The 23853-nt window shown below is 42.0% G+C and carries 22 protein-coding genes and 1 pseudogene; 3 read left to right on the top strand and 20 right to left on the bottom strand.

Annotation, left to right across the window (positions count from 1 at the left end; all coding sequences use genetic code 11):
• Positions 1 to 128: 128 nt before the first annotated feature.
• The 5 genes and pseudogenes from FZ945_RS01775 to fliK form a co-directional block, all read right to left on the bottom strand.
• The gene (locus FZ945_RS01775) at positions 129 to 2570 is read right to left on the bottom strand and encodes a molybdopterin-dependent oxidoreductase (RefSeq protein WP_148802084.1); all 2442 of its coding nucleotides are present in this window, start codon (positions 2568 to 2570) and stop codon (positions 129 to 131) included.
• Positions 2571 to 2590: 20 nt separating this feature from the next.
• A complete protein-coding gene (locus tag FZ945_RS01770; RefSeq protein WP_103602770.1) occupies positions 2591 to 3160 on the bottom strand; it encodes a hypothetical protein in 570 nt (189 codons plus the stop codon).
• Between the two features lie 165 nt (positions 3161 to 3325).
• Positions 3326 to 4927, bottom strand: coding sequence for a flagellar hook-basal body complex protein (locus FZ945_RS01765; RefSeq protein ID WP_148802082.1), 1602 nt, complete (start codon positions 4925 to 4927; stop codon positions 3326 to 3328).
• A gap of 5 nt (positions 4928 to 4932) precedes the next feature.
• The gene (locus FZ945_RS01760; protein ID WP_148802080.1) at positions 4933 to 5640 is read right to left on the bottom strand and encodes a flagellar basal body rod modification protein; all 708 of its coding nucleotides are present in this window, start codon (positions 5638 to 5640) and stop codon (positions 4933 to 4935) included.
• 121 nt (positions 5641 to 5761) lie between these two features.
• Positions 5762 to 5960, bottom strand: a pseudogene (fliK, locus tag FZ945_RS10690) (flagellar hook-length control protein FliK); the annotation flags it as partial.
• A gap of 1246 nt (positions 5961 to 7206) precedes the next feature.
• Between fliK and typA the strand changes: the two are divergent.
• A complete protein-coding gene (gene typA / locus FZ945_RS01750) occupies positions 7207 to 9009 on the top strand; it encodes a translational GTPase TypA (protein WP_004317297.1) in 1803 nt (600 codons plus the stop codon).
• 892 nt (positions 9010 to 9901) lie between these two features.
• Here the strand turns inward: typA and FZ945_RS01745 are convergent.
• The 5 genes from FZ945_RS01745 to FZ945_RS01725 are packed head-to-tail and all read right to left on the bottom strand — an operon-like array spanning position 9902 to position 12928.
• Positions 9902 to 10324, bottom strand: coding sequence for a Sua5 YciO YrdC YwlC family protein (locus tag FZ945_RS01745; RefSeq protein WP_148802076.1), 423 nt, complete (start codon positions 10322 to 10324; stop codon positions 9902 to 9904).
• Positions 10302 to 11204: a DMT family transporter gene (locus FZ945_RS01740; RefSeq protein ID WP_148802074.1), complete on the bottom strand. Its 903-nt coding sequence runs from the start codon at positions 11202 to 11204 to the stop codon at positions 10302 to 10304. Before FZ945_RS01740 ends, FZ945_RS01745 begins: the two co-directional genes overlap by 23 nt.
• Before the next feature lie 5 nt (positions 11205 to 11209).
• Positions 11210 to 11887, bottom strand: coding sequence for a DUF799 domain-containing protein (locus FZ945_RS01735; protein ID WP_148802072.1), 678 nt, complete (start codon positions 11885 to 11887; stop codon positions 11210 to 11212).
• Positions 11877 to 12275, bottom strand: a complete 399-nt coding sequence (locus tag FZ945_RS01730; RefSeq protein ID WP_107832293.1) for a DUF4810 domain-containing protein — start codon at positions 12273 to 12275, stop codon at positions 11877 to 11879. The genes FZ945_RS01735 and FZ945_RS01730 overlap by 11 nt, the downstream gene beginning before the upstream one ends.
• Positions 12260 to 12928 carry a CsgG/HfaB family protein gene (locus tag FZ945_RS01725; protein ID WP_148802070.1) on the bottom strand — a complete coding sequence of 223 codons (669 nt, stop codon included), beginning with the start codon at positions 12926 to 12928 and terminating at the stop codon, positions 12260 to 12262. The genes FZ945_RS01730 and FZ945_RS01725 overlap by 16 nt, the downstream gene beginning before the upstream one ends.
• 164 nt (positions 12929 to 13092) lie before the next feature.
• Between FZ945_RS01725 and FZ945_RS01720 the strand changes: the two genes are divergently transcribed.
• Positions 13093 to 13869 (top strand): acyl-CoA dehydratase activase, encoded by a 777-nt coding sequence (locus tag FZ945_RS01720; RefSeq protein ID WP_148802068.1) that lies wholly within the window; start codon positions 13093 to 13095, stop codon positions 13867 to 13869.
• A complete protein-coding gene (locus tag FZ945_RS01715; RefSeq protein ID WP_148802066.1) occupies positions 13856 to 15013 on the top strand; it encodes a double-cubane-cluster-containing anaerobic reductase in 1158 nt (385 codons plus the stop codon). The genes FZ945_RS01720 and FZ945_RS01715 overlap by 14 nt, the downstream gene beginning before the upstream one ends.
• A gap of 110 nt (positions 15014 to 15123) precedes the next feature.
• Here FZ945_RS01715 and FZ945_RS01710 read toward each other — a convergent pair whose 3' ends face one another.
• The 10 genes from FZ945_RS01710 to FZ945_RS01665 form a co-directional block, all read right to left on the bottom strand.
• On the bottom strand, positions 15124 to 15792 hold the full coding sequence (locus FZ945_RS01710) for a hypothetical protein (protein ID WP_148802064.1): 669 nt from the start codon (positions 15790 to 15792) through the stop codon (positions 15124 to 15126).
• Positions 15793 to 15905: 113 nt separating this feature from the next.
• Complete coding sequence (locus tag FZ945_RS01705; RefSeq protein ID WP_103651855.1) at positions 15906 to 16568, bottom strand: DUF8095 domain-containing protein; 663 nt, start codon at positions 16566 to 16568, stop codon at positions 15906 to 15908.
• Entirely contained in the window at positions 16565 to 17902 is a 1338-nt protein-coding gene (purF, locus tag FZ945_RS01700; protein WP_148802062.1) for an amidophosphoribosyltransferase, read from the bottom strand. The genes FZ945_RS01705 and purF overlap by 4 nt, the downstream gene beginning before the upstream one ends.
• Positions 17903 to 18172: 270 nt before the next feature.
• Positions 18173 to 18943, bottom strand: coding sequence for a 4-hydroxy-tetrahydrodipicolinate reductase (gene dapB / locus FZ945_RS01695; RefSeq protein ID WP_012001050.1), 771 nt, complete (start codon positions 18941 to 18943; stop codon positions 18173 to 18175).
• A gap of 317 nt (positions 18944 to 19260) precedes the next feature.
• The gene (locus tag FZ945_RS01690; protein ID WP_148802061.1) at positions 19261 to 20199 is read right to left on the bottom strand and encodes an NAD(P)/FAD-dependent oxidoreductase; all 939 of its coding nucleotides are present in this window, start codon (positions 20197 to 20199) and stop codon (positions 19261 to 19263) included.
• Between the two features lie 9 nt (positions 20200 to 20208).
• The gene (locus tag FZ945_RS01685; RefSeq protein WP_103590356.1) at positions 20209 to 20655 is read right to left on the bottom strand and encodes a hypothetical protein; all 447 of its coding nucleotides are present in this window, start codon (positions 20653 to 20655) and stop codon (positions 20209 to 20211) included.
• On the bottom strand, positions 20655 to 20969 hold the full coding sequence (gene trxA / locus FZ945_RS01680) for a thioredoxin (protein WP_087586842.1): 315 nt from the start codon (positions 20967 to 20969) through the stop codon (positions 20655 to 20657). The genes FZ945_RS01685 and trxA overlap by 1 nt, the downstream gene beginning before the upstream one ends.
• A 73-nt stretch (positions 20970 to 21042) precedes the next feature.
• Positions 21043 to 21384: a YraN family protein gene (locus FZ945_RS01675; protein ID WP_148802059.1), complete on the bottom strand. Its 342-nt coding sequence runs from the start codon at positions 21382 to 21384 to the stop codon at positions 21043 to 21045.
• 1 nt (position 21385) lies between these two features.
• Positions 21386 to 22648, bottom strand: coding sequence for a homoserine dehydrogenase (locus FZ945_RS01670; RefSeq protein WP_021089485.1), 1263 nt, complete (start codon positions 22646 to 22648; stop codon positions 21386 to 21388).
• Positions 22645 to 23853, bottom strand: a complete 1209-nt coding sequence (locus tag FZ945_RS01665) for an LL-diaminopimelate aminotransferase (RefSeq protein ID WP_148802057.1) — start codon at positions 23851 to 23853, stop codon at positions 22645 to 22647. The genes FZ945_RS01670 and FZ945_RS01665 overlap by 4 nt, the downstream gene beginning before the upstream one ends.

Below are 23853 nucleotides of genomic sequence, written 5' to 3'. Positions count from 1 at the left end.
TATTTAGTGCCTTAGGGCAGGTTGATTAGACTAACTATGGGTCAAATTTAAGCCACAAGATTATTTTGATTAAAAACAGCAAATGATCAAATTTAGCCCCCCAAGCGAGGGCTAAATTTATATAAATTCTACAAAGATTGTAAAATTTTTGGTTTAGAAAATGCAGTGATCGGTTTGATCTCGCCTTTATATTTTTCCAAATTTGCAAGGATCGTGTGTCCGCAGTTGCTTTGAGCGATGCTAGATGTGCCTTTGTCACGAGTTAGGACATTGACGCAGCCATGCTTGCAAAGGCTCTTTTCGCCTAGCACTTCAGGGTCGTACCATGCGCCTTCGCAGATGGCGATGACGTGCTCTGGGATGATGTCAGTGACAAGCGCGCCGACCAAAATTTCGCCCCTGTCGTTAAATACTCTCACCACGTCGCCAGTTGCGATGCCTTTTGCTTTGGCGTCATTTACGTTTATTAGCATTGGCTCTCTTGCGCATACTTCAGCGTAGTTTCTGATCACGGAGTTATTTAGCTGTGAGTGGAGGCGGTATCTTGAGTGTGGGGTTGTGACGCTAAATGGATACTTTTTGGCTTTTTCGCTACCAAGCCACTCAAACGGCTCGATCCAAGCAACGTGTGACGCAAAGTCTTTGTAACCAAATTTAGCGATAGTTGGAGAGTAGAGCTCTATCTTGCCAGATGGCGTGCCTAGACGGTTTTTATGAGGGTTTTCTCTAAAAGCGCTAAGCCTTGTGTAGTATCTGCTCGCTTCGTCATCTTGCTCAAATCTAATATATCCCTCTTTCCAAAACTCATCAAAGCTTGGCATCTTGACATTTATGCCCTTGGCTTGCTCGGCTGCATCTGCGTAAAATTCTTTCGCCCAGCCAAGCTCATCTTTACCCTCTGTAAAGACCTCTTCTCTGCCCCAGCGTTTGCAGATTTGTGAGCAGATCCAGTAATCGCTCCTGCTCTCGCCCATAGGCTCTACGACAGGCTTGTAAGCCACGATGTATTCGTTTGTAGGCACGCTTTGGTTGATGTCGTTTCTCTCGACTTCAAGGGCTACTGGCAAGACGATGTCACTTAGTTTTGCTGTGCTTGTCCAAAATGGCTCAGCGGTTATTACGGTGTCAAATTTACGCCACGCTTTTACGGCATTATTTACATCCTGATGCCTTGTAAACATCGATCCAGACGCCATGTAAGCCACTCTCATGTGTGGTAGCTTGATCTTTGAGCCGTCATAGTCTATCTCTTTGCCAGGGTTTTGCAAAGCCTCGATCGATCTTGAAGATGGGATGGTGACGTTTTTAAATTTCTTCCAAGGAGCGCCATCTACGTTGTCGTATTTCTCGCTTATGCTAGTGCTGATGCCTTTTAGTGACGGAGCGATCTTGTCTGTAGCGCCATTTGAGTGGTAGAGGTTAAACTCAAAGCCAAGACCCTCTTTGCCTATCTGACCTAGCATCGCACTAAGCGTTACTATGCCCCAAAAGCCCATCTCGCCGTGATCTTGTCTTTGAAGTGATCTGCCTGCGATGATGACGCTTGGCTCTTTTGCAAGTGCTGTTGCAAATTTAGCGATATCCTCAGCTTTTACGCCACAAATTTTACTAGCCCAGTTGATGTCTTTTACCACCTTGTCGGTTGTGCCAAGTAGATAGTCTTTAAATTTATTAAAGCCAACTGTGTATTTTTTGATAAATTCCTCGTCATAAAGCTTGTTTTCATATAGATAGTGGCACATGCCAAGCATCATTGCTACGTCGGTATTTGGACGAACGATGATAGCTTCAGAGTCAAGGTATCTTGTGGTGTCGTTTTTAAAGACGCAAACGCTATAAGTTTTTATGCCTGCCTCTTTTATCTTTTTGATGCCAAGATAGCCATCATGTGTTGGTGGCTGCCATGAAATTTGATCAGTTACAAGTGGGTCAGTGCCCCAAAATACAACATTTTTAGCGTTTTTAGCGATAGCCTCCCACTTTGTCGGAGCATCATAAACGGCGCTGTTGCCTAGGACGTGAAGCATGATAACAAGGCCAGCACCCGTTGAGTAGTCGCCGCTCTCTTCTACATATCCGCCAAGCACTTTTAGCATCCTGTGACCAACAGTCCTACCCCAGCTGATCTTGCCGCTACCGCCCCACCAGTAGCACTCGCCGTAGATGCTCTCAGGGCCATACTTATCAAAATTTTCTTTTAAGGCTTTTGCTGCTAGATCAAGGGCAGTATCCCAGCTAACGCGCACAAATTCCTCTTTGCCACGAAGCTCGCTTTTTGCTGCGCCTTTTGCTTTTAGATAGCTCTTTCTTACGTATGGATAGAGTACGCGGCTCTCGTTTTGGATGAGGTCTGGCAAGCTATTGTTCATGGTATTTGGAAATTTATCGCCCTCAAATGGATCGACGGAGACGATTTGGTTTGAGTTGGTATTTGCCCAAAATAGCCCAAATCTATTTGCGCCAAAGGTCTTGTTTTGGTCAAAAATGGTCTTAGTCACGCCCTCTATCTTGTTTGCCTGCGCTGCTGTGGCAGCAAGTGCAGAAAATTTTATAAAATCTCGCCTTTTCATATTTTCTCCCTTATGAAAATTTATTTTACTTTTTTGGCATTGTGTTGTAGGTATTTAAGCACTAAATTTAGGTCAGTTTCATCTAGTGCGACAAATTTCGCATCGACCATACCAGATAAATTTGCTGGCCACTGAGCAGCTGTGAAGCTGTTTGGCTCATGCAGCCTGTGACATGCTGAGCAGGTCTCTTCGTAAATTTTCTTTGCCTTTGCGTAAAGCTCTTTTTGGTTGCCACCAAGCGCGTCATTTGGCACTTCATAAACGCCATCAGCTTGGTACCAAACCTCGCCATAGTCATCTTCAAGATCTTTTACTTTTTTGAAATTTGCCTCGCTCTCGTTATCAAAAGCTACAAAAACTTCAGGATCTTCTACACTTCTTTGAAGCTGAGCCAAGTAGTTTGCCGACACTACACCACTAACCTTGATCTTACTCGTTTTATCGCCTTTTTCTAAGACTTCAACTGGCGTTAAAACCTCGATCTTACCGATCATCTTGCCATCAAGTGTTATGTTTGCATCTTTTGCGATCACATCAGCACCAAAGGCAAGACTACAAGCTAGCACTGGGGCTAAAAATAGCATTTTCATTTGACAATCCTTAAAAAAAGAAATTAAATGAATTTTATAACCAGCATGCTTAAAATTATATTGCTATATTTAGATAAAAGTAAGTATTTTAGGGGACTTGAAAGGTTTAAAGTAAATTTAAAGTTATAAAATAGGGCGATTGCTCGCCCAAATTTAATTTAAGGATTATTTCTTCATCTGGATAGCAGTTTGTATCATCTCGTCGCTTGTTGTGATGCTTTTTGCGCTCGCTTCGTAGGCCTTTTGCGTGACGATCACCTCGCTTAGTGCTTGACCAAGATCGACGTTACTCATCTCAAGCTTATTTGCCAAAATTTGCGCCCCATAAACGGTTTCGCCAGCTTTATTTTTGTAAAAAAATGGCTCGCCAGAGTTGGCTGTGGCTTCATAGAGATTGTCGCCAACCTTTGCCACGCCTTGGTCGTTTATAAAGTGATAAAGGGCCACTTTTGCCACCGCAAATGCACGAGTGTTGTCGAAATTTGCCATGATGTTGCCACGATCATCGACGCTATATTTTGAAAGTAGCCCCTCAGCGTAGCCATCTCTTTTTATGTTGAAGTCTTTTCTGGCGTTTGCTGAGCTTGTCATACCGTTATAAACGTCCGCATCGCCATCGCCCTCGAAGTTTAAATTTACGCCGCCAACGCTCGTTAGTGTATTTGCCACAAGCCTGCCACTGCCATTAAATGTAAGTGAGCCCATCGCTGTATTTTGCACGGCTCCGCTAGCATCAGTTATCGTTGCCACAGCGTCCCAGATAGTCTGGTCGCCAGTTTGTGGGATCTGCTTGGTTAAATTTATAGTGACCAAGCTCTTTGTGCCGTCTGCGTTGTAGATATCAGAGGTTAGCTTTTCTTTGTTTGGCACTTCAACGAGCGAAGTGACTTCAGCATTTACCTCTAAATTTGCAAAATCCATAAATTTAAGGCTCTTGTCGTTTATCTGCCAAGTGCCGTCACCCTCAAGTGTGGTTGAAAACTCGCTAAATTTACCATCGCCGTCTTTTACTTTTACGACCACGCTGTCGCCAGCTTTTGCGCCAAGAGATGTGGTACTTAGCGGGATCTGCCCATTTAGTGAGATCGTCTTGTTTGTATTATCAAGCGTGTAGGCGTATTCGCTAGCCTCAAGGGCTGTCGTTTTTTTATCTGTTATGCGGCTTGAGTTTAGGTTGCCTTTTAGGCTGATGTTTGTAGTAGCCTCAGCTGGCATAAATAAAAAATGAGGCAGTGTTATGCCCTTTTGTGAGCCAGGATCGCCCAGACTTAGCTCCTCTTGCGAGACCGTGTAAGCTTGTGGGGTGCTTGAAGTTTGACCGTATTTTCTAAGAGCGCTCGCACTTGGCGTGGTTGGAGTGAAATTTGCAAGCGTGCCAAGGAGTAAATTTCCCCTAGTATCTACTAAATTTCCAGCCGCATCTATGTCAAAAGTGCCTGTTCTTGTGTAGTAGTTTTTGCCTGTTTTATCGACAACGCCAAAGAAGCCATCTCCGCCTATGGCAAGGTCAAAGTTGTTATCAGTGCTTTGAAAGCTACCATTTGACATATCAAGTGCAGTCGTTTGCTTGGTAGCTCCAAGTCCCACTTGATCGCTAGTCGGGCCACTTCCTGCTGAGACTAGGTTTTGGTTTATTAAATTTTTAAACTCAGGGATTGAAGCTTTGAAACCGACATTGTTTATGTTTGAGATGTTGTTTGACCAAACATCCATGCCAAAGCTTTGTGTCTTGATGCCGCTAACCCCGTTGTAAAAACCTCTCATCATGGCTTTTAGCCCTCGTAATATTCAGATACTTTATCCATTGAAACGTATTCGCCAGCTACTTTCATCATAGCCTTGCCATCTACAAATTTCACCGCCTCGACTGGGTAGTTGCCTATTTGCGTTTTGTACTCTTTACCATCTTTGCCAGTGTAAGTTGCCGAAATGGTATATGAGCCATTTGGCACTTGGTTGCCAGACGCGTCTTTGCCGTCCCAAGCTAGGTTATGAACGCCTGCATTTGTCTCGTTTAGATCAGTTGTTCTTACGACTTGACCATTTGCATTTTTGACCTCGATTTTGCCATTTGCAAGATCTGTCTTAAAGTAAAGCGCAAATTTTGCATCTTTTTTCTCATCTTTTAGTGTGACTGCATTTGAGCCAGTTGAGACCATCTTGCCAAGGGCTGAGATAGCGTAGGCGTTTGCGTTTGATTTTAGCTGACTTACTAGCTCTTTCATCGCTTTGTTTGTGTTTTCTTGCATCTCGACTGACGCTAGCTGGCTAGTTTGCGTTAGCATCTTTTCAGTATCCATAGGGCTTGTTGGGTCTTGATGCTGAAGCTCTGTTAAAAGTAGCTTCATAAATGCATCTTTGTCTAGCTGTCCATTTGGATTAGTTCCTGTGCTAGCTGCAGCGTCTTGTCTTGCTTTTGCCTTTTTTTCGGCGTTTTTTTGCTGCGTTGTTTGTGTAGTTATATCTGAAACTGAAGCCATAATCTCTCCTAAATATATCTTGGTATTACTAGCTCAAGCAAGCTTTGTTCCGCTTGGGCGTTTTCGCTCTCGTCGCTTTGATTTGAGCTATATTTATTCTTTGCTTGTTCTCTTTTTTCTTGTCTTTGGTTTTGGTCTGAGAAATTCATCTCAAGCTCGGTAAATCCCATATTTACAAGGCTGTTTTTAAACTCAGCCTGGTTTTGTAAAAAGAGGTTCATCGTAGCCGTTGTAGAGTTAAAATTTACATGCAAATTATTGCCGCGATTAACCATCGTGATCTCGACCTCGCCTAAATTTAGCGGGTTAAGCGTGATGTTAAAGCGAGTGATCGGCGCTTTGTAGTTTTGCACCTGCTCTTTTAGCGTAGAAGAGAAATTACTAAGCGTCTCTTTTATCTCCGCCTTTGTCTGAAGCTGGTGTTTAGCGCTGTTTGCGATGTCTTTTACCATTTGATTTAGCTCTGATTTATTATCACTGCTAAAGGTCTCCTCGCTCGGCTCAGCCTCGCTCATCTGCTCTCTTTCTGGAAAGAGTAGCGACTCAAGAGTTGGGGCTTTTTGCGCCTTTTGCTCGTGTAAATTTACCTTTACTTTTGGCTCTTTTGGCTGCTCCTCTGGCTCAACATCCACAAGCTCATCATCAAGCTTTACTTCGCTATCTAGCTTTTTAGGCTCTTCTTTGACTAAATTTTTAACTTCATTTGTTGGATTTGCCACTACCTCTTTTAGCAAAGTATCAAGCTTTACGACCTCTTTTGGCTCGTTTTTGATGATAGTTTGCTCGACCTCGTTTTTTAGCTCTTTTAGGTAAAAAGGCTTGTCTTCAGTCTTTATCGGCGTGAAAAATTCCTGCTTGCCCAAATTTTTAAACATCTCGTTTAGTTTTGGCACATCTTCATTTGAAATTTCTATATTTTCAAGGCCAAGGTCAAATTTCTTAGCAAGGTCGATAAGATCGCTAACGCTTTTAACATTGCTAAGCTCTTCGACGTTTTGGGGCACACTTAAGAAATTTGCTATTTTGTCGCTGAAATTTGGAAATTTACTTACTTTTTCATTGCCATTTAGTATCTCTAAAACTTGCAAAAGCTGCATGAAATTTGCATTTTCATAGAGCTCATTTTTTGTATCTTCGTCCAAATTTTCTTCAAGTGCGGTTGAAATTTTTGCCACGCTTTCGTTTTGCGCCTTTTCTATCGTCTCTTTTTGGATATCAACGGTTTTTACTATCTCTTTGACATCCTTTTCAGTGATCTTTTGACCGCTATTTGCCTTGCTCGCAGCCGCATCCAAAACCATCGACAAAAACTCGCCGTTGTTTTGAGACTTCTTCGCAGCTGCAGGCTTTTTGGTAGCCGCAGGAGCTAGCAAATCTACGTTATTTTTCGCTGTGTAAGCTTGCATTTAATCCCTTTAAATTTAAAAACTTAACGCTTACATGCAAAATCTATTCCAAAAATTAATTTCTTGATATCAGCTTAAAATTTATAAAAATTTGGCTATAATCTGCCCCTATTTAAAAACTAATGAAGCGAAAATATCAAACTAATAAACGGAGAAAAATTTGGAAAAGATACGAAATATAGCCGTCATCGCGCACGTCGACCACGGTAAAACAACAATGGTTGATGAGCTTTTGAAGCAGTCAGGAACATTTAACGAGCATCAAAACCTTGGCGAGCGCGTAATGGATAGCAACGACATCGAAAGAGAGCGTGGCATCACGATCCTTTCTAAAAACACCGCCATTCGCTACAAAGATACAAAGATCAACATCATTGACACCCCGGGCCACGCCGACTTTGGTGGCGAGGTTGAGCGTGTTCTTAAGATGGTTGATGGCGTTTTACTACTTGTCGATGCGCAAGAAGGTGTTATGCCACAAACTAAATTTGTCGTCAAAAAGGCGCTATCTCTTGGACTTCGCCCAATCGTCGTCGTAAATAAGATAGATAAGCCAGCAGGCGATCCAGACCGCGTTATAAATGAAATTTTTGACCTTTTTGTCGCACTTGACGCAAATGACGAGCAGCTAGAATTTCCAGTCGTTTATGCTGCTGCTAAAAATGGCTACGCAAAGCTAAAACTAAGTGATGAAAACAAAGATATGCAGCCGCTTTTTGAGACTATCCTAGCTCACGTACCAGCTCCAAGTGGTAGCGACGAGAACCCACTTCAGCTTCAAGTTTTCACGCTTGATTATGACAACTACGTCGGCAAGATCGGCATTGCGAGGATTTTTAACGGCAAGATAGCTAAAAACCAAAATGTTATGCTTGCAAAGGCTGATGGCACAAAGACAACTGGTAGAATTTCAAAACTCATCGGCTTTATGGGACTTGATAGGATCGATATAAACGAGGCTGGCACTGGCGACATCGTAGCGATCGCTGGCTTTGACGCGCTTGACGTTGGCGATAGCGTCGTTGATCCAAACAACCCTCATCCGCTTGATCCGCTCCATATCGAAGAGCCAACCCTTAGCGTTGTATTTTCTGTAAATGATGGCCCACTTGCAGGCACTGAAGGCAAACACGTCACATCAAACAAGATCGATGAGCGCCTTGCAAACGAGATGAAGACAAATATCGCGATGAAGTATGAAAACATCGGCGAGGGCAAATTTAAAGTAAGCGGTCGTGGTGAGCTTCAGATCACCATTTTGGCTGAAAATATGCGCCGCGAGGGCTATGAGTTTTTACTTGGCAGACCTGAGGTCATCGTAAAGGAGATAAACGGCGTAAAGTGCGAGCCATACGAGCTTTTAGTGATCGACGCGCCTGATGATACGACAGGAACGGTCATAGAAAAGCTTGGCAAAAGAAAAGCTGAAATGGTCTCTATGAACCCAACAGGCGACGGCCAAACAAGGATAGAATTTGAGATCCCAGCTCGCGGACTTATTGGTTTTAGAAGCCAGTTTTTGACTGATACAAAAGGCGAGGGCGTTATGAACCACAGCTTTTTGGAATTTAGGCCACTTAGCGGCACCGTCGAGCACAGAACAAACGGCGCGCTAGTTTCTATGGAAAACGGTGTAACGCTTGCTTATTCGCTATTTAACTTGCAAGATCGTGGCGTGCTATTTCTTGATCCGCAGGCAAAAGTATATGTGGGCATGATCATCGGCGAGCACAGCCGTCCAAACGACCTTGATGTAAATCCAATAAAAGGTAAAAACCTAACGAACGTGCGTGCAAGCGGTAGTGACGACGCGATCAAGCTAGTACCGCCTAGAAAGCTAAGTCTTGAGCGTGCGCTTGAGTGGATAGAGGACGACGAGCTAGTCGAGGTTACGCCTATAAATATCCGCGTTCGCAAGCGCTATTTAGACCCAACAGAGCGCAAAAGAAAAGCAAAACTATAATCAAAATTTGCTAGCAAATTCCCTTTGGTACCAGCCAAAGGGGCTAGCAAGTGAAATTTAAATCCTAAAACCAAATTTAATAATCTAGTTTGTAAATTTATCTCTTTATGCCAAGTGGAGTTGGCTAAATTTAGTCAAATTTAGGGCTTGGCTGCTTTAAATTTATAAAGGCTATCTTTTGATTCTGGCGCTTTAAATTTGTAAATTTATGCTTGGTAAGTAAATTTGCCTGATCTGATGCCGTCACGAAGAATTTATAGAGTAGTTTGCATTTTATAAAGACTATTTTTGCCCGCAAAAAGCAATCAGTTATGGTAAGTGGATTGGTTTATTTGAATTTACAAAAGGGTTAAATTTAGTTTTTGAGAGCTATTAAATTTACTTATTTGACTATCTCTGCACTAAAATTTTGGCAGTGGCTAAAATTTTAAATTTGTGGCTTGACTGAACTTACTTGCGTGGTTGTAGTGGTGTTACATCGAATGGCTACTTTATCTGCACAAATGAGCTAAATTTAATGAAATTTAGTCCTTTCTTGCTCTAAATTTGTAAATTTATGCGAGTTGGTAGGTTTTGATCGATATAAATTTTGGTTTTGTAGGCATTATATATTGGCTCAAATTTGTATTGGTTAGTGCTTGGCTAAAGTTGCTGACCTTAAATTTCAAAAAAGATAGTCTAGGACGAGGTTTATGATAAAAAATAGGTTAAATTTAGCCCAGCTATTTGCAAATTTATCTAGTTAGCAGAGCTATGTTGGTTTAAATTTAGGTTTTAACTAAAAAATACTTTTCTAAAACCGCTCTTGCAAGCTGTGAAATTTAGCAAATTTATCATCTCAAACCACAACAAAGCTACCTACATTTATAAAAAGTGCAGGGCGTAAATTTAACTAACGGATCTTTTTTAGTTTGGATTTTGAAATTTTATAAATTTTTGATGGTCTATCTTCAAAGAAATGCTCATCTACCACTTCATCAGCCACTCTTCTAGCCCAAGCTTCATCAAATTTCATGCCATTTTTGTTTGCGCTGCTTGAGTAAAGCCAGTCAAATTTGGTTAAAAATTTCTCGTGTTCGCACTCTTTTACGACTCTGATAGCCTTTAAATTTGGATATAAAAATGTCGTCTTTCTCGAGCGACGGATGAAATTTTTATATTTTTTTGGCACTCTTGCAAGCTCATGTAAAACGCTAAATTTAGCCGTCGTGATGAGGCAAGGTTTGCCCTCACTTCGCATTTTGGCGTGGTTTATCTCCTTGTAGTCCTTGCTTAAAAAGCCAGCTGTCGTGTCAGTTTGTGCTAGGTATATCATCTCTCTTCTTTGAAAGTAAAAATATGCAAGATATGATGAGAGCAAAGCCTAAAAAGTCCCAAAAGATGAACTTTGTCCCGAGCCAAAAGTAGCCAAAAAAGGCCGCACTTAATGGCTCTACGCAGGCTATCATGCTAGCTTTCGAGGCGCCTATGAGCTTAACTCCAGTCATATAAAAACTAAATGCAAATATCGTGCCAAGCGTGATAATGGCGAAAAATGCTAGCCACTGCGCCGTGCCACTAAGCCCCACAAACTCCCACACTCTCATATAAAGGCAAAGCACCACGCCACCTATCACCATGCCCCAGCCAAGCGTGAGAGCGACTGAGTATTTGGCATTTAGCCTTGTTGGTGCAAGGTTATAAACGCAGACGCAAACAGTACTTACCAAGCACCAAAATAGCGCTTTTGGTGAGATGACAAGAGATGAAATTTGAGCGTGCGTGGCTAGAAAAAAGACCCCAAGCATCGCGCAGAGTAGGGCTAAAATTTCAAGCGGCCTTGGCGCTCTTTTCTCTTTTAGGCAGATGATGACTAGGATAAGAACTGGGGCAGTGTATTGAATGACGGTCGCAACTGCGGCGTTTGAGAGCTCGATAGAGTAAAAATAAGCATACTGCGTCATCATGAGTCCAAGTATGGCATATATAAGAAGCTCTGCTAGCAGTTTTACGTCAGTAAGTGGCGCAAAAACGGCCTTTGGAGCCTTAAAAGCGTAGTAGAGCACGATAAAAGCACCAGCTAGCAAGAGTCTATAAGGTACTAAAAAATCAGCGCTAATGCCCTGCGAGAAAAGATACTGCCCGCAAACTCCGCTAAATCCCCAAAGTACGCCACCAACTAGCGTAAGAAGCACTCCTAGTTGGTGGCTGGACATTAAATTTATCTATCTTTATGTAGCTGGGCGTCTTTGCCGTAGTGCGGCGAATATGGCCCATACAGTATGCAGTTGTGGCAGTTGCTAGAAAAGAGATAGGCATCGGCCATTGCCGCTAGATCATATGATCTATCTGAGATGGTATTTGCCACCTGTGAGATGACGGCTGAGACTAGCATGCCAAGCAGGCTACTTTGACCGCTACTGCTATCTTCTATAGCTGTTGCAGTTCCTTCCCAGAGCTTAGCACCGCTTTTTATGTCGATTAACTTTGCTTCAAGGACGACCTTTGTAGAGCTTGAAATAACAGCATAGCTCGTGCCGTAGTCTTTTATGTTTATGTAAAGCACGCTATCGGCGTGGAAAATTTTATCAAGCTTATTTAGTGGCACTGCTGCGATCTCATTTGGCTCGGTTATGCCATTTTGCTTAAATGTATCATTTACAAGAGTCACTGGGAATACATAGTATCCAACCTCACTAAGTGGAGCTACTGCGTTAGCCAAAACTGCTGCTGAGCCTGTCACATCAGTGCTATCGTTTGTTGGCATGAGCACTAGGATGGAGCGTGGCTTTTTTTGTAAAAAGGCTGAGTAGTCGTATGGCTCAGGCTCTTTTACGGAACATCCAGTAAAAAATATCGCCAAAATTGCCACAGCTATAAATTTAAGGCTATTTTTCATTTTTGGCCTCCTCTACTTTAGGTGTTTGAACTAAATTTCTTGAGCCTTTGATGAAATTTATAAACTCTCTTGACTCTGGAAAATTTTCCACTTCTTTGTCAAAATTTGCATTCGCAACGCCTAAATTCCCGTTATTTAGGTATAAAAGTCCAAGGTGTGCATATACGCCTGGCGCAACCTTGTAGCCCTTTTGTATAGATGTCTGGATCAAATTTTCTAAATGTGAAATTTGCTCGTTTGCATCACCGCCCTCATTTAGATATGTGTATAAAGCATTGTTATACGTGCCATCCCAGTAGTAAAGCGACCTTGGTGTATCTGGTTGATTGCAACCTGCAAGCAATAGCGCAAAAAGCGCAAGGCAGGTAAGTTTTATTTTACTTGCCATGCTCCGCTCTCTATGCCATTTACTAGGTTATTTACCGCTTCAACTATCGCTAGGCTTAGCACCTTGCCATTTAGCGTAGAGTCGTATCCTGCGGTGCCGCCAAAGCCGATGATCTCTCTGTTTGAGAGAGTGTATTCGCCAGCACCGCTAACCGAATAGACAACCTCAGCCGTTTTTGTATCAACAACGTTTAAATTTACCTTTGAGTAGGCGGTTTGCTTTTTACCTCTGCCAAGTATGCCAAAAAGCTGGTGATCGCCTGTTGTTTTGCGTCCAAATTCGGTCACATCGCCAGTTATGACGTATCTTGAGCCTTTTAAATTTTGAGCCTCTTTGCTTAGCTCGCTCTCTTGTTTGAGGACTGACATATTTGATCTTTCAAGCACTGAAAATCTACCGCTTTGCTGTAAATTTGTGATTAGGATGCTTTGAGCTTGGTTACCAAGTCTATCCTCGCCGTCACCAAAAACGCCGTTTTGATAGGCTGATTGGTTATTAAAGCGACCAATAGAAACTGAGACTTTTTGTCCATTATAAACTGAGCCGTAGCTTGCTACTTTTGGAGTTTCGACCACTCTTGAGCTCTCGCTTGCACATCCAGTAAAAAGCGCTGCGATCACTAGAGCTGCACTAAATTTTAAAACATTTTTCATATATATCCTTTATGATAAAAATCTTCATATATTACTAAAATTCCTTTTAAATAGCTTTAAATTAATCTAGCTGTAAATCTAGTCTTATTTATTGACAAATTTGTCTTAAAGGGAGTAAAATCACGCCAGTTCTAAGTTTTAGAAAGACCTTTTTTGGATACAAAATGCACTCAATCGGAATCGATATAGGCTCAACTTCTGCAAAAGTAGCAGTCATGGAAGCTAGCGGCGAGATAAAGGAGCTATTTTTACTCCCAACTGGCTGGAGCAGCGCAGATACGGCTATGCTTATAAAAGAGCGAGTTTTAGCTTTAAGCCTTGGCGAGCTATATTTTACAGCGACTGGATATGGCAGAGTCTCGGTGCCATACGCTGATAAAACGCTTACAGAGATCACCTGTCACGCACTTGGGGTGCACTACTTTTGCAAAAGCGACTGCACTGTTATAGACGTGGGCGGCCAAGATACGAAGGCTATCAAGCTTGAAAATGGCGCAGTGACGGACTTTACGATGAATGATAAATGCTCAGCCGGCACTGGTAAATTTCTTGAAATTATGTCAAATCGCCTTGGAGTTAGATTTGATGAGCTTACAAGCCTTGCTAAAAATAGCGACAAAGATATCGCCATAAGCTCGATGTGCACGGTCTTTGCGGAGTCTGAGATCATAAGCCTCATCGCTCAAAACGTCTCACGAGAAAATATCGCAAAAGCGGTGATCGCCTCAGCTATAAATAAAATTTCAAATTTGGTCAAAAAACAGGCAAATACGAGCTATTTTCTAAGCGGTGGCTTTAGTAAGAGCGAGTATGTGAGAGAAAATTTAGAAGTTTGTTTGCAAGCTGGGGTCGCTACGCACAAAGATGCGATCTACTGCGGTGCGATCGGCGCTGGCCTTGCAGGGATAAGAAATTTAAGGAGAGAAGATGGCAATAAATGAGAGTATGAATTTGAGCGAAATTTTCGCTACCTATGACAGCGCTAAGAAAAATTTAGCCCAAAACGTCGAAGCGGTTAAAAATAGCGGCCAAAAGATCGCTGCTATCTTTTGCACTTACACGCCAAGAGAGATCATCCACGCGGCAAATGCCTATAGTGTGAGCGTCTGCGCTACTGGTGATAACGCCGTGGTCGAGGGCGAAAAATACCTGCCTAAAAACCTCTGTCCGCTCATAAAGGCAAGCTATGGCTTTGCCAAGGCAAACAAGTGCCCATTTGTGCGAAACTCTGATATCGTTATCGGCGAGACTACCTGCGACGGCAAGAAAAAGATGTATGAGCTAATGGGTGAGTTTAAAGACGTCTACGTCATGCACTTGCCACACTTCAAGAGCCAAAAGAGCCTAGAGCTTTGGCAAGATGAGGTTAGGGAGCTAAAGGAGCGGCTGGAGGCTAAATTTGACGTGAAAGTGAGCGATGAGGAGCTTAGAAACTCTATCAGGCTATTTAACAAAGAGCGCGAACTGATGGGCGAAATTCAAAATTTCATGAAACTAACGCCACCACCGATGAACGGCAAAGAGCTGCACGCACTGTTATATGGAAATGGCTTTATATTTGATAAAAAGGAGCAGATAAGCGACCTTGAGATCATCGTAAATAAGCTAAAAGAGTGCGTGAGGGACAAAATTTCACCCGTGCATAAGGACGCCAAACGCATCATCATCACAGGCTGTCCAAGTGGCGGGGTCTATGACAAGATAGTCCCAGCCATAGAAGAGGCAGGCGGTGTCGTGGTAGCTTACGAAAACTGCACTGGAACTAAAAACTTTAGCAACCTTGTCGATGAAAATGACGATCCAATCAGCGCCATAGCAAAACGCTACATGGCGATACCTTGCTCGATCATGTCGCCAAATAAAGATAGAGAAAATGTGCTTCAAGAGATGATAAAAGAGTATAAGGCGGACGGCGTGATCGACGTTGTGCTGCAAGCCTGTCACACCTATAACGTAGAAACTGCTAATATAAAAAGGGCATGTAGCGAGGTAGATACGCCTTATATGGCGCTTGAAACGGACTTTTCTACAAGCGATGCTGGGCAGATCAAGACAAGGCTCGAGGCATTTATAGAGATGCTTTAGGATAAATTTAAAAGAGTAGGGGGCTAAATTTAGCTTTAAATTTAAAGTGGCTGACTTGAAAATGGAGAAATTTACAAGTCAGCTAAATTTAATGAAAATACTTTATTTAATTACTTTATCTTTTCTAAAAGCCACCAGCTTGAATAATCACTGTGAATATATCGCATGTGCTTATAATCATAAAGAACAGAATTCCATTTTTCATCACCATTTTTCATCTTATCGTTATACTCTTTAGTCTTTTCTCTATCGCCTAAGTATTTATACATATCGCGTAGATCTCTACATATATAGGCACCTTTTAGTTCATTGCAGTCATATTCAAGCATTTTTACATCTGCTTTTGACTCAGAAAGGGCTTTTGCATAATCAGAATAAAGGTTATCTCTTTTTGCATTGTCATCACTACTCCTTACAAAATAAACTAATTTTCCTCTAATTAAATCAATGGCTGGTATATTGCACGCTGGAGCAAATTTTTTATCGTAGCAGTATTCTGGAATGGTTTTTCCGTAGAATTTTACAACCTTTTTAAGGTCTTTACTCTCTAAAGCTTCTAGTTTTTCTAGCGAAAGACAACCTAAATCATTACCTTTGTCAAAACACCAATATTTTGCATTGTCAGTGCTAATTGGTCTAGTATTTATTTCTATAAGCTTTTTATCGGCGCTATAATCATAATTTGGCTTTTCTCTATCACCGCCAAATAAACTCCATGCAGGGGCACTACTTATAGCAAGCGCACCAACTAAAATAGAAGCTAAAATTTGCTTTTTCATCTTGATATCTCCTTTTTGATTTAAAAAGGCATTCTACCTCTCCCCGTACTTAAAATAAATTTTAAAAGGATGCAGGCCTATGAAAAAGTATAAATTTAATGTCTAAGTGCTTGCTAAAATGTGCAGAGTATGTCAAGCAGTCTGCCAAGTTTTTGCATATCGTTTAAGAAAAGCTGGTTTGACTTTTGTGTAAATTCTTTAGCTTCTTCTAGGATTTTAGGCTCAGATATGCTATAAGCAAACTCCTTTTTTAGGATCTTTGCGCCCTTTTTATAGACAAATTTTGCCTCAATTAAACTTGCAAAAAAGCTATCATCTCTTAAGTAGTAGTTGGTGGCCGCATTTACAAAAACTGGCTTTTGAGCCAAGAACTCGTCACAAACGCCGTTTGGTGATCTAAATTTAACACTCTCAACCACATCAGGCCTTATCTCATAAAATCTTATCTCGCTAGCTTTTTTAAGAGCTAAAACGTCACTAGCTTTGTTTAAATTTATAGAGGCGTTGTCTGCTTCAATGACGTTTATAACGCCACTTACTAGAGAATAAGCACTTGTCGTTTTATTTTTATCAAGGAAATTTATCATGCCAAAAAATGGCACGCTGGCATTTTTATCAGCCAAATTTGGCATGCTTTTTATGAGTAGTTGCTGCTTTTTGCCATTTAGCTCAAAGTAGCTCACCATGATAGAAATTTCATCCTTTTTGCTAGGTGCCTTTTGTGAGCAGCCCGCAAAAAAGAGTATTGCTAGCAGCAAAACTACTAAATTTCTCATTTTATGAAGTAATCACCATCAAAGCTTACAAGCGAGTATTTTCTCTCATTGCCGATGCTCTCTTTAAGCTCATCGATACTCAAAAACTCCAAGCTATCAGCTCCGATGTATTCTCTGACCTCTTCGACGCTTTTTTTGGCGCTTATTAACTCCTCAAAGCTTGGTGTGTCGATGCCGTATCGCTCAGGATACTTTAGCTCAGGGCACGCAACTCTGAAGTGAATTTCTTTCGCCCCTGCGTGTCTTAAGAGATCGACCACCTTTTTAGAAGTGGTGCCACGAACGATGCTATCATCGATCACGACGATGCTTTTACCAGCTAGCACGCTTGACATTGGGTTTAGTTTTAGTTTGACCTTTAAATTTCTCATCTCTTGGCTTGGCTCGATAAAGGTCCTGCCAACATAGTGGTTTCTGGTGATGGCTAGCTCAAATGGAATTTTGCTCTCATTTGCATATCCAAGCGCTGCTGGCACGCCACTATCTGGCACTGGCACTACAAAGTCAGCCTTTACCTTGCTCTTTTTTGCTAGCACTTCGCCCATCTTTTTTCTCACTTCATAGACGCTTTTGCCTTCTATCACGCTATCTGGGCGCGCAAAGTAGATGTACTCAAAGGCGCAAATTCTAGGATCTGGCTCGAAGATTTGCAAGCTTTGAAACTCGCTCTTGCCATGCTCAAAAACTATCATCTCGCCAGGTCTAACATCTCTTATAAATGTCGCTCCCACAAGATCAAACGCGCAAGTCTCGCTAGCTACGATGTATCCGCCATCTTTTAGCCTACCAAGGCTTAGCGGCCTAACACCCCAGCGATCTCTAATGGCAAAGGTCTTGTGGCGTGACTGCACGAGCAAGCAGTAAGCACCTTTTATCTTATCAAGTGCTGCGATGATGCGATCTTGCAGGTGTTCGTCGTGGTTTCTTGCGATGAGGTGGATGATGTTTTCTGTGTCCATATTTGTCTGAAAAATCGCGCCATCTTTGATAAGCTCGTCTCTAACCTCGTCTTTATTGACCAAATTTCCGTTGTGAACGATAGAAATTTGACCTAGGGCGTAGTTGGCGGCTATTGGCTGGGCGTCACGGCCTGAGTTTTTGCCAGCTGTTGCGTAGCGGTTGTGGCCGATCGCCATGTCGCCTTTTAGTGAGCTTAATATCTCTTCGTTAAAGACCTCGGTGACTAGGCCGTTGCCCTTGTGAGTGGAGATCTCGCCGTCGTCACAGACGCTGATGCCACTTGCCTCTTGACCGCGGTGTTGCATAGAAAATAGCGCATAATACGCCGTTTTCGCCGCATCCTTAGAATTTATGATACCAACTATCGCACACATCTTTTATCCTCTTTTCATCTTTTTAAATTTATCTTTGCAGTTAAATTTCATAGCCAACGCCAAACACTTTTTGTAAGTGGCTTGTTATCCAAAGTGCCGGTATATTCGCCGTTATTTGCACCATTTATAACAATCCACATGCGCTAAAACTAAATTTCATCATCTCAAATCAACTCACCAGCTCTTAAATTTTGACGCTTTTTGCGCTCTGGTAGGTAGAATTTATCGCCAAATTCTAGCTTGTAGCTCTCTACATCATCAAGACTAAATTTAATCATCAAGCCCCAAACTATCGTCTATCGAGTATAGACCGCTGCTCTGATCTTTTAGCCAGATGGCAGCCTTAATGGCACCCTTTGAAAAGGTCGCTCTGCTAGTTGCAGTATGGTTTAGCTCGATAAATTCGCCGTCATTGTAAAAGCCAACCGTGTGACGACCGACCACGTCGCCGCCACGAAGCGCCATAACTGCGATCTCGTCTTTACTTCTTGCACCCACCATGCCAGCTCTGCCTGTTACTAAAACATCTTTTAAATTTAGATCCCTTGCCTCTGCCACGCAGCCTGCTAAGGTCATCGCAGTGCCACTTGGAGCGTCCTTTTTGTGTCTGTGGTGCTGCTCGACGATCTCTATATCAAATTCTCGTAAAACTTTCGAAGCTATCCTTGCTATGCGGTTTAACACTGCTACGCCTAGACTCATGTTTGTTGCGTAGAGTATTGGCATAGTGCCTGATGCTAGGTGAAGCAAGTTTTTCTCGTCGTCATTTAGTCCAGTTGTGCCGATAACTAGTGGTTTTGGGTTAGTTCTAGCGTAGTTTAGCAGTGCTACGGTCGCCTCTTTTTGGCTAAAATCGATGATGACGTCGCACGCTTCAAAAAATTTAGCAAAGTCGTTTGTCAAAAGCTCGCTACTTAAATTTTCAACCTCATTTTTTTGGCTAAAAGCGACGCTTAAAGTGGCGTCTTTTTCATCTTTTAAACAAGAGATGATGCTTTGAGCCATCTTGCCGCTAGCGCCGTAAAGTCCTATTTTTACCAAAATTTATCCTTTGATTTTTGGTTGAAATTTAACATAAAATTTATTATAGAGAGATTACGAAATGGCTTTTGAAAAGGGCTACTTGTAGCTAGAATTTAATTAAAAATTATCATTTTGGTAATTATTAGACGCACCTACTTTTGCCTATTTTGTGCAAAAAAGGCTATTGCACTATGTTTTAGAGTTATTTTATTAATACAATTTTTGAAAAAAAGTTCTGATAAGTCTAAAATCAATCATTTTTGAAAATAAATTTTGCTAAAAGCGGTTTATTTCGAAAGAGAAATTTAGCCAAAAAATTTGGCTAAATTTGAGTATTAATGTAAGCTTTCTATGTAGCTCATAGCGCTAAGTGCAGCCACTGCGCCATCACCTGCTGCTACAACCACTTGCTTTGGAGCGTCCTCTCTGATGTCGCCTGCTACAAATAGCCCTTTTAGGCTAGTTTGCATCTTAAGGTTAGTCTTGACCTGTCCGCCATCAGCCATTTCGCAGATAAATTTGCCGTTTTCATCTTTTAAAATTTCGTTATTTACATTTAGTCCGACAAAGGTGAAAATGCCCGGCACATCAAGCACGCGTTCGCCATTTTTAGTATCAAGCACGATCTTTGTTAAACCCGTATTATCGCCAAGCGCCTCTTTTACAGTCGCACTTGTTATAAACTCGATCTTCTCATTTTTTCTAGCTTTTTCAACGGTTGTTGGTGCCGCTCTAAACTCGTCACGTCTATGTACTAGATAAACTTTTGAGCAGATATTTGCTAGGTAAAGTGCCTCTTCAACAGCTGTGTCGCCACCGCCAAGAACGACTACCTCTTTATTTTTGTAAAAGAAGCCATCGCATGTTGCGCATGTGCTAACGCCTTTACCAAAGAACTCGTCCTCGCCTTTAAAGCCAGCACGTCTCGGGGTTGATCCAGTCGCTACGATGACAGCTTTTGCCTGCTCGCTCTTGCCACCTTCAAGCAAAATTTCAAAGCTGCCGTCGTTATTTTTTCTAACGCCAATAACGTTTGCCCACTTATGAACTAGTCCAAATGCACTGCACTGCTTCCACCAAGTGCTCATAAAGTCAAAACCGCTCTCGCCAGGGGCTTTTTGACCTGGGTAGTTTTCTATCTCTGAGCTAGAGGTGATCTGACCGCCAGGCTCGCCTTTTTCAAACATTACAACATTTTTTAATCCGCCTCTAGTGGCGTAAAGTCCGGCGCTTAGTCCTGCTGGACCGCCTCCGATGATCGCTAAATCAAGCATAAATTTCCTTTATTCTAAAACATTTATGGACGAATTTTGTTTGTAAATTTCGCCCCTTTGATGAACTATCTCAACACTGCTAGGTAGCTTCGTGATGCTTAAATTTCGCATCAGCTCTAAGACTGTATTTACATCAGAGCTTATGTATTTTAGTGTTGAGTTTGACTCATATCTTTTTTGAAAGATATCGATTGCTACAACTGTTTCATTTTTGGTTGGTAAAATTTCGTCTAATTTTGATTGATTTGAACTGAAGATTAAAAGCGTGTATTTTGGCTCTTTTGGAGTGAAAATTTCGCTTTTTTCGTAAAAAACTAGCTTCGCAAAATCAACAAATTTATATTGTGAAAAACGATAGTTGCTATACGCAAATGCAGCCGCTATCATAGCTGCACCAAAAAATGAACCAAATATATAGGTAAGAGGAAGCAGGCTTCCTCTTCTTTTTTCGCTCATTAAAGAAGCGAATTTAGTTTGTCGGTTAGGGCTTGTTTTGACTGCGCACCGACCATTTGCTCAACTAGCTCGCCATTTTTGAAAAATAGCAATGTTGGGATCGATCTGATGCCAAACTCAACTGCAAGATCTTGCACTTCATCAGTATTTACCTTGCAAATTTTCGCTCTGCCCTCGAAGTCTTCAGCAAGCTCTTCGATCACTGGAGCTAGCATACGGCAAGGTCCGCACCATGGAGCCCAGAAATCTACTAGAGCAACGCCTTCTTTTGTTACATCAAAATTTTCTTTTGTGAGTTCGATGTATTTTCCCATTTGTTCTCCTTATTTTCAAGATGTGGCAATTATACAAAATCAAATTTAAATTTTAGATAAATAATAAATTTTATTATAAACTAATATTTTCTATCAACTCAAAGCTTTTGCTTTTCACAACTAGCAGATCAAGCTGAAAGTCCCTGTTTGGCTCATTTTTCATCATATAAAAATTTATCGTTTTTAAAATTTTCATATATTTCGCCTTGTTTAGACGGTACTGGGCCTCGTATTCTTTGCTAGTTGCTTTTACCTCTATAAAGTGCAAAATTTTATCGCTACTTAGCGCGATGATGTCGATCTCGCCAAATTTAGAGTGAAAATTTCTCTCTAAAATGACAAAACCAAGCTTACGCAAAAATTCGCAAGCCCTATCTTCCGAGCTCTTGCCAAAGAGATACTCTTTTAGCCCCAAACTACTCCTCGATCCTCATCATAAATGGCTCTTCTTTTATATACTCTTGCTCTTTTAAAAGCTCTATCGTTCGCTTCGCATCAGCCTCTAAGCTCGTGTGCGTCGTGAAAAATAGCACGGCATACTCGCTCTCATCTTTTGGCTTTTGTAGCAAGCTATCGATCGAGAGATTATTTTCGCTCATCAAATTTGTTATCTTTGCTAGTACGCCCATCTTGTCTTCGACTTTTAGTCTAAAGTAGTATTTTGTCTTTATTCTATCGCGATCAAGCAGCTCTAAGGTGTTTAGCTCAAATGGCGCTTTGTATCCAAGCATAGGCGACTTGCTATCTCTTGCGATGTCGATAAGATCGCTAATTACTGCGCTTGCTGTTGCGTCGCCGCCAGCTCCTGGGCCATAGTACATCGTCTCGCCAACGACCTCTCCAACAACGCTGATCGCATTTGTCACGCCACTTGCCTTTGCTATCATTTTATTTTGCGGCACAAGCGCTGGATGTACGCGTAGCTCGACCTTGCCTTCGCTTTTTTTGGCGATAGCTAGAAGCTTGATCGAGTATTCAAAGTCTTTTGCAAAAAATATATCTTCTGGCGTGATGCCTTGAATCCCTTCTATCAAGATATCCTCTGGATCGCCGTGCACGCCATAAGCGATGCTTGCTAGGATGAGAAGCTTGTGAGCCGTGTCAAAGCCACCCACGTCAAAAGTAGGGTCAGCCTCAGCGTATCCAAGCTCCTGCGCCTTTTTAAGTGCGTCTTTAAAATTTGAGCCCTCATTCATCATCGAGGTTAGGATGTAGTTGCTCGTACCATTTAGTATGCCATTTATACTTAAGATGTGGTTGGCACTAAGCCCTTCTCTTAAGGCTCTAATGATCGGTATGCCACCAGCCACGCTTGCTTCAAAGCCAAATGGCGTGTTTTTGGCTAAATTTTGCAAAGCGTATCTATGATAGGCAAGAAGCGCTTTGTTTGCAGTGACGACTGCTTTTTTGCGTTTTAAAATTTCACTCACCACTCTAAAAGGCTCTTCAACACCGCCCATAAGCTCAACAAAAACGTCGATATCATCGCGGTTTATGACGCTATTTATATCATCAGTCAAAGGGATGCCAGCGTCTCTTTTTTTATTTAAATTTCTAACCACACCGATGACCGGCACTATCTCCTCGCCACATCTTGCTGCGATTAGCTTTTTGTTTTTTAGTAAAATTTTTGCGACCGACTCGCCAACGGTTCCAACGCCCAATATCGCTACATTCATTCAAATTCTTTCAAATATTTTTTTATATTTCTTGCTGCTTGCCTTATCCTATTTTCATTTTCGATAAGAGCTAAGCGCACATAGTCGTTTCCGCCCTCGCCAAAACCGATGCCCGGACTAACGGCGACAGAGGCTTTTGTAAGAAGCTGCTTTGAAAACTCAAGACTGCCTAAGTGGCTAACTTTTGGTGGAAGTTTTGCCCAGATAAACATGCTGGCATTTGGCTTTTTAAGCTCCCAACCAGCCTGAGTGAAGGCCTCTATCATCACATCTCTTCTTTTTTCATAAATTTGGCGTATCTCTTCAACGCAGCTTTGATCGCCGTCAAGCGCGACTGTGGCTGATACTTGTATCGGCGTAAACATGCCGTAATCAACCCATGATTTTATCTTTTTAAGTGCGGCGCAAAGTCTCTTGTTTCCGCACATAAAGCCAACTCTCCAGCCAGCCATGTTGTAGCTTTTTGAAAGAGTGTAGCACTCGACTGCGACGTCTTTTGCACCATCGACCTCAAAAATGCTTGGCGTTTTGTAGCCATCAAATGTAAGATCTGCGTAGGCGATATCTGAGATGATGTAAAATCTCTCTTGCTTTGCAACGCTTACAAGACGCTCGTAAAAGCTCTTTTGCACGGTCACGGTCGTTGGATTGTGAGGGAAATTTACGACTACATATTTTGGTCTTGGCGAGCTTGCATGTATCGTCTGGATCAAATTTTCAAAAAATTTATTCTCATCTAGCTCAAATTTATCGTTGTAGTGAAGCGGCATCTTTGCGACGCTTCCGCCAGCAAATAAAAACGCTTGCGTGTGTATCGGATATGCAGGATCAGGCACGATAGCCACGTCTCCTGGGTTTATCACGGCTTGAGCAAGATGCACAAAGCCCTCTTTGCTGCCCATGGTGGCAACTGCTTCGGTCTCTGGGTCTAAATTTACGCCGTATTTGCGCTTATACCAGTTGCAAATGGCAAGGCGGAGCTTGTAAATTCCAGCGCTGGCTGAGTAGCCGTGAGTCTTGTCTTTTTGCGCACTTTCGCATAGTTTATCGACGATATGTTGCGGTGTTCTGCCCTCTGGGTTGCCCATAGAAAAGTCGATGATGTCCTCGCCAGCTCTACGTGCTGCCATTTTGATCGCATTTACTTCGGCAAAAACGTAGTTTGGCAAACGCTCAATTGTATTAAATCTTATCTCATCAAACAC

It is taken from the genome of Campylobacter concisus (assembly GCF_902460535.1).
Classification (GTDB): Bacteria; Campylobacterota; Campylobacteria; order Campylobacterales; family Campylobacteraceae; genus Campylobacter_A; species Campylobacter_A concisus_AS.
The sequence above is the reverse complement of the archived record's forward strand: the minus strand, read 5'-3'. Positions and strand labels throughout refer to the sequence as shown.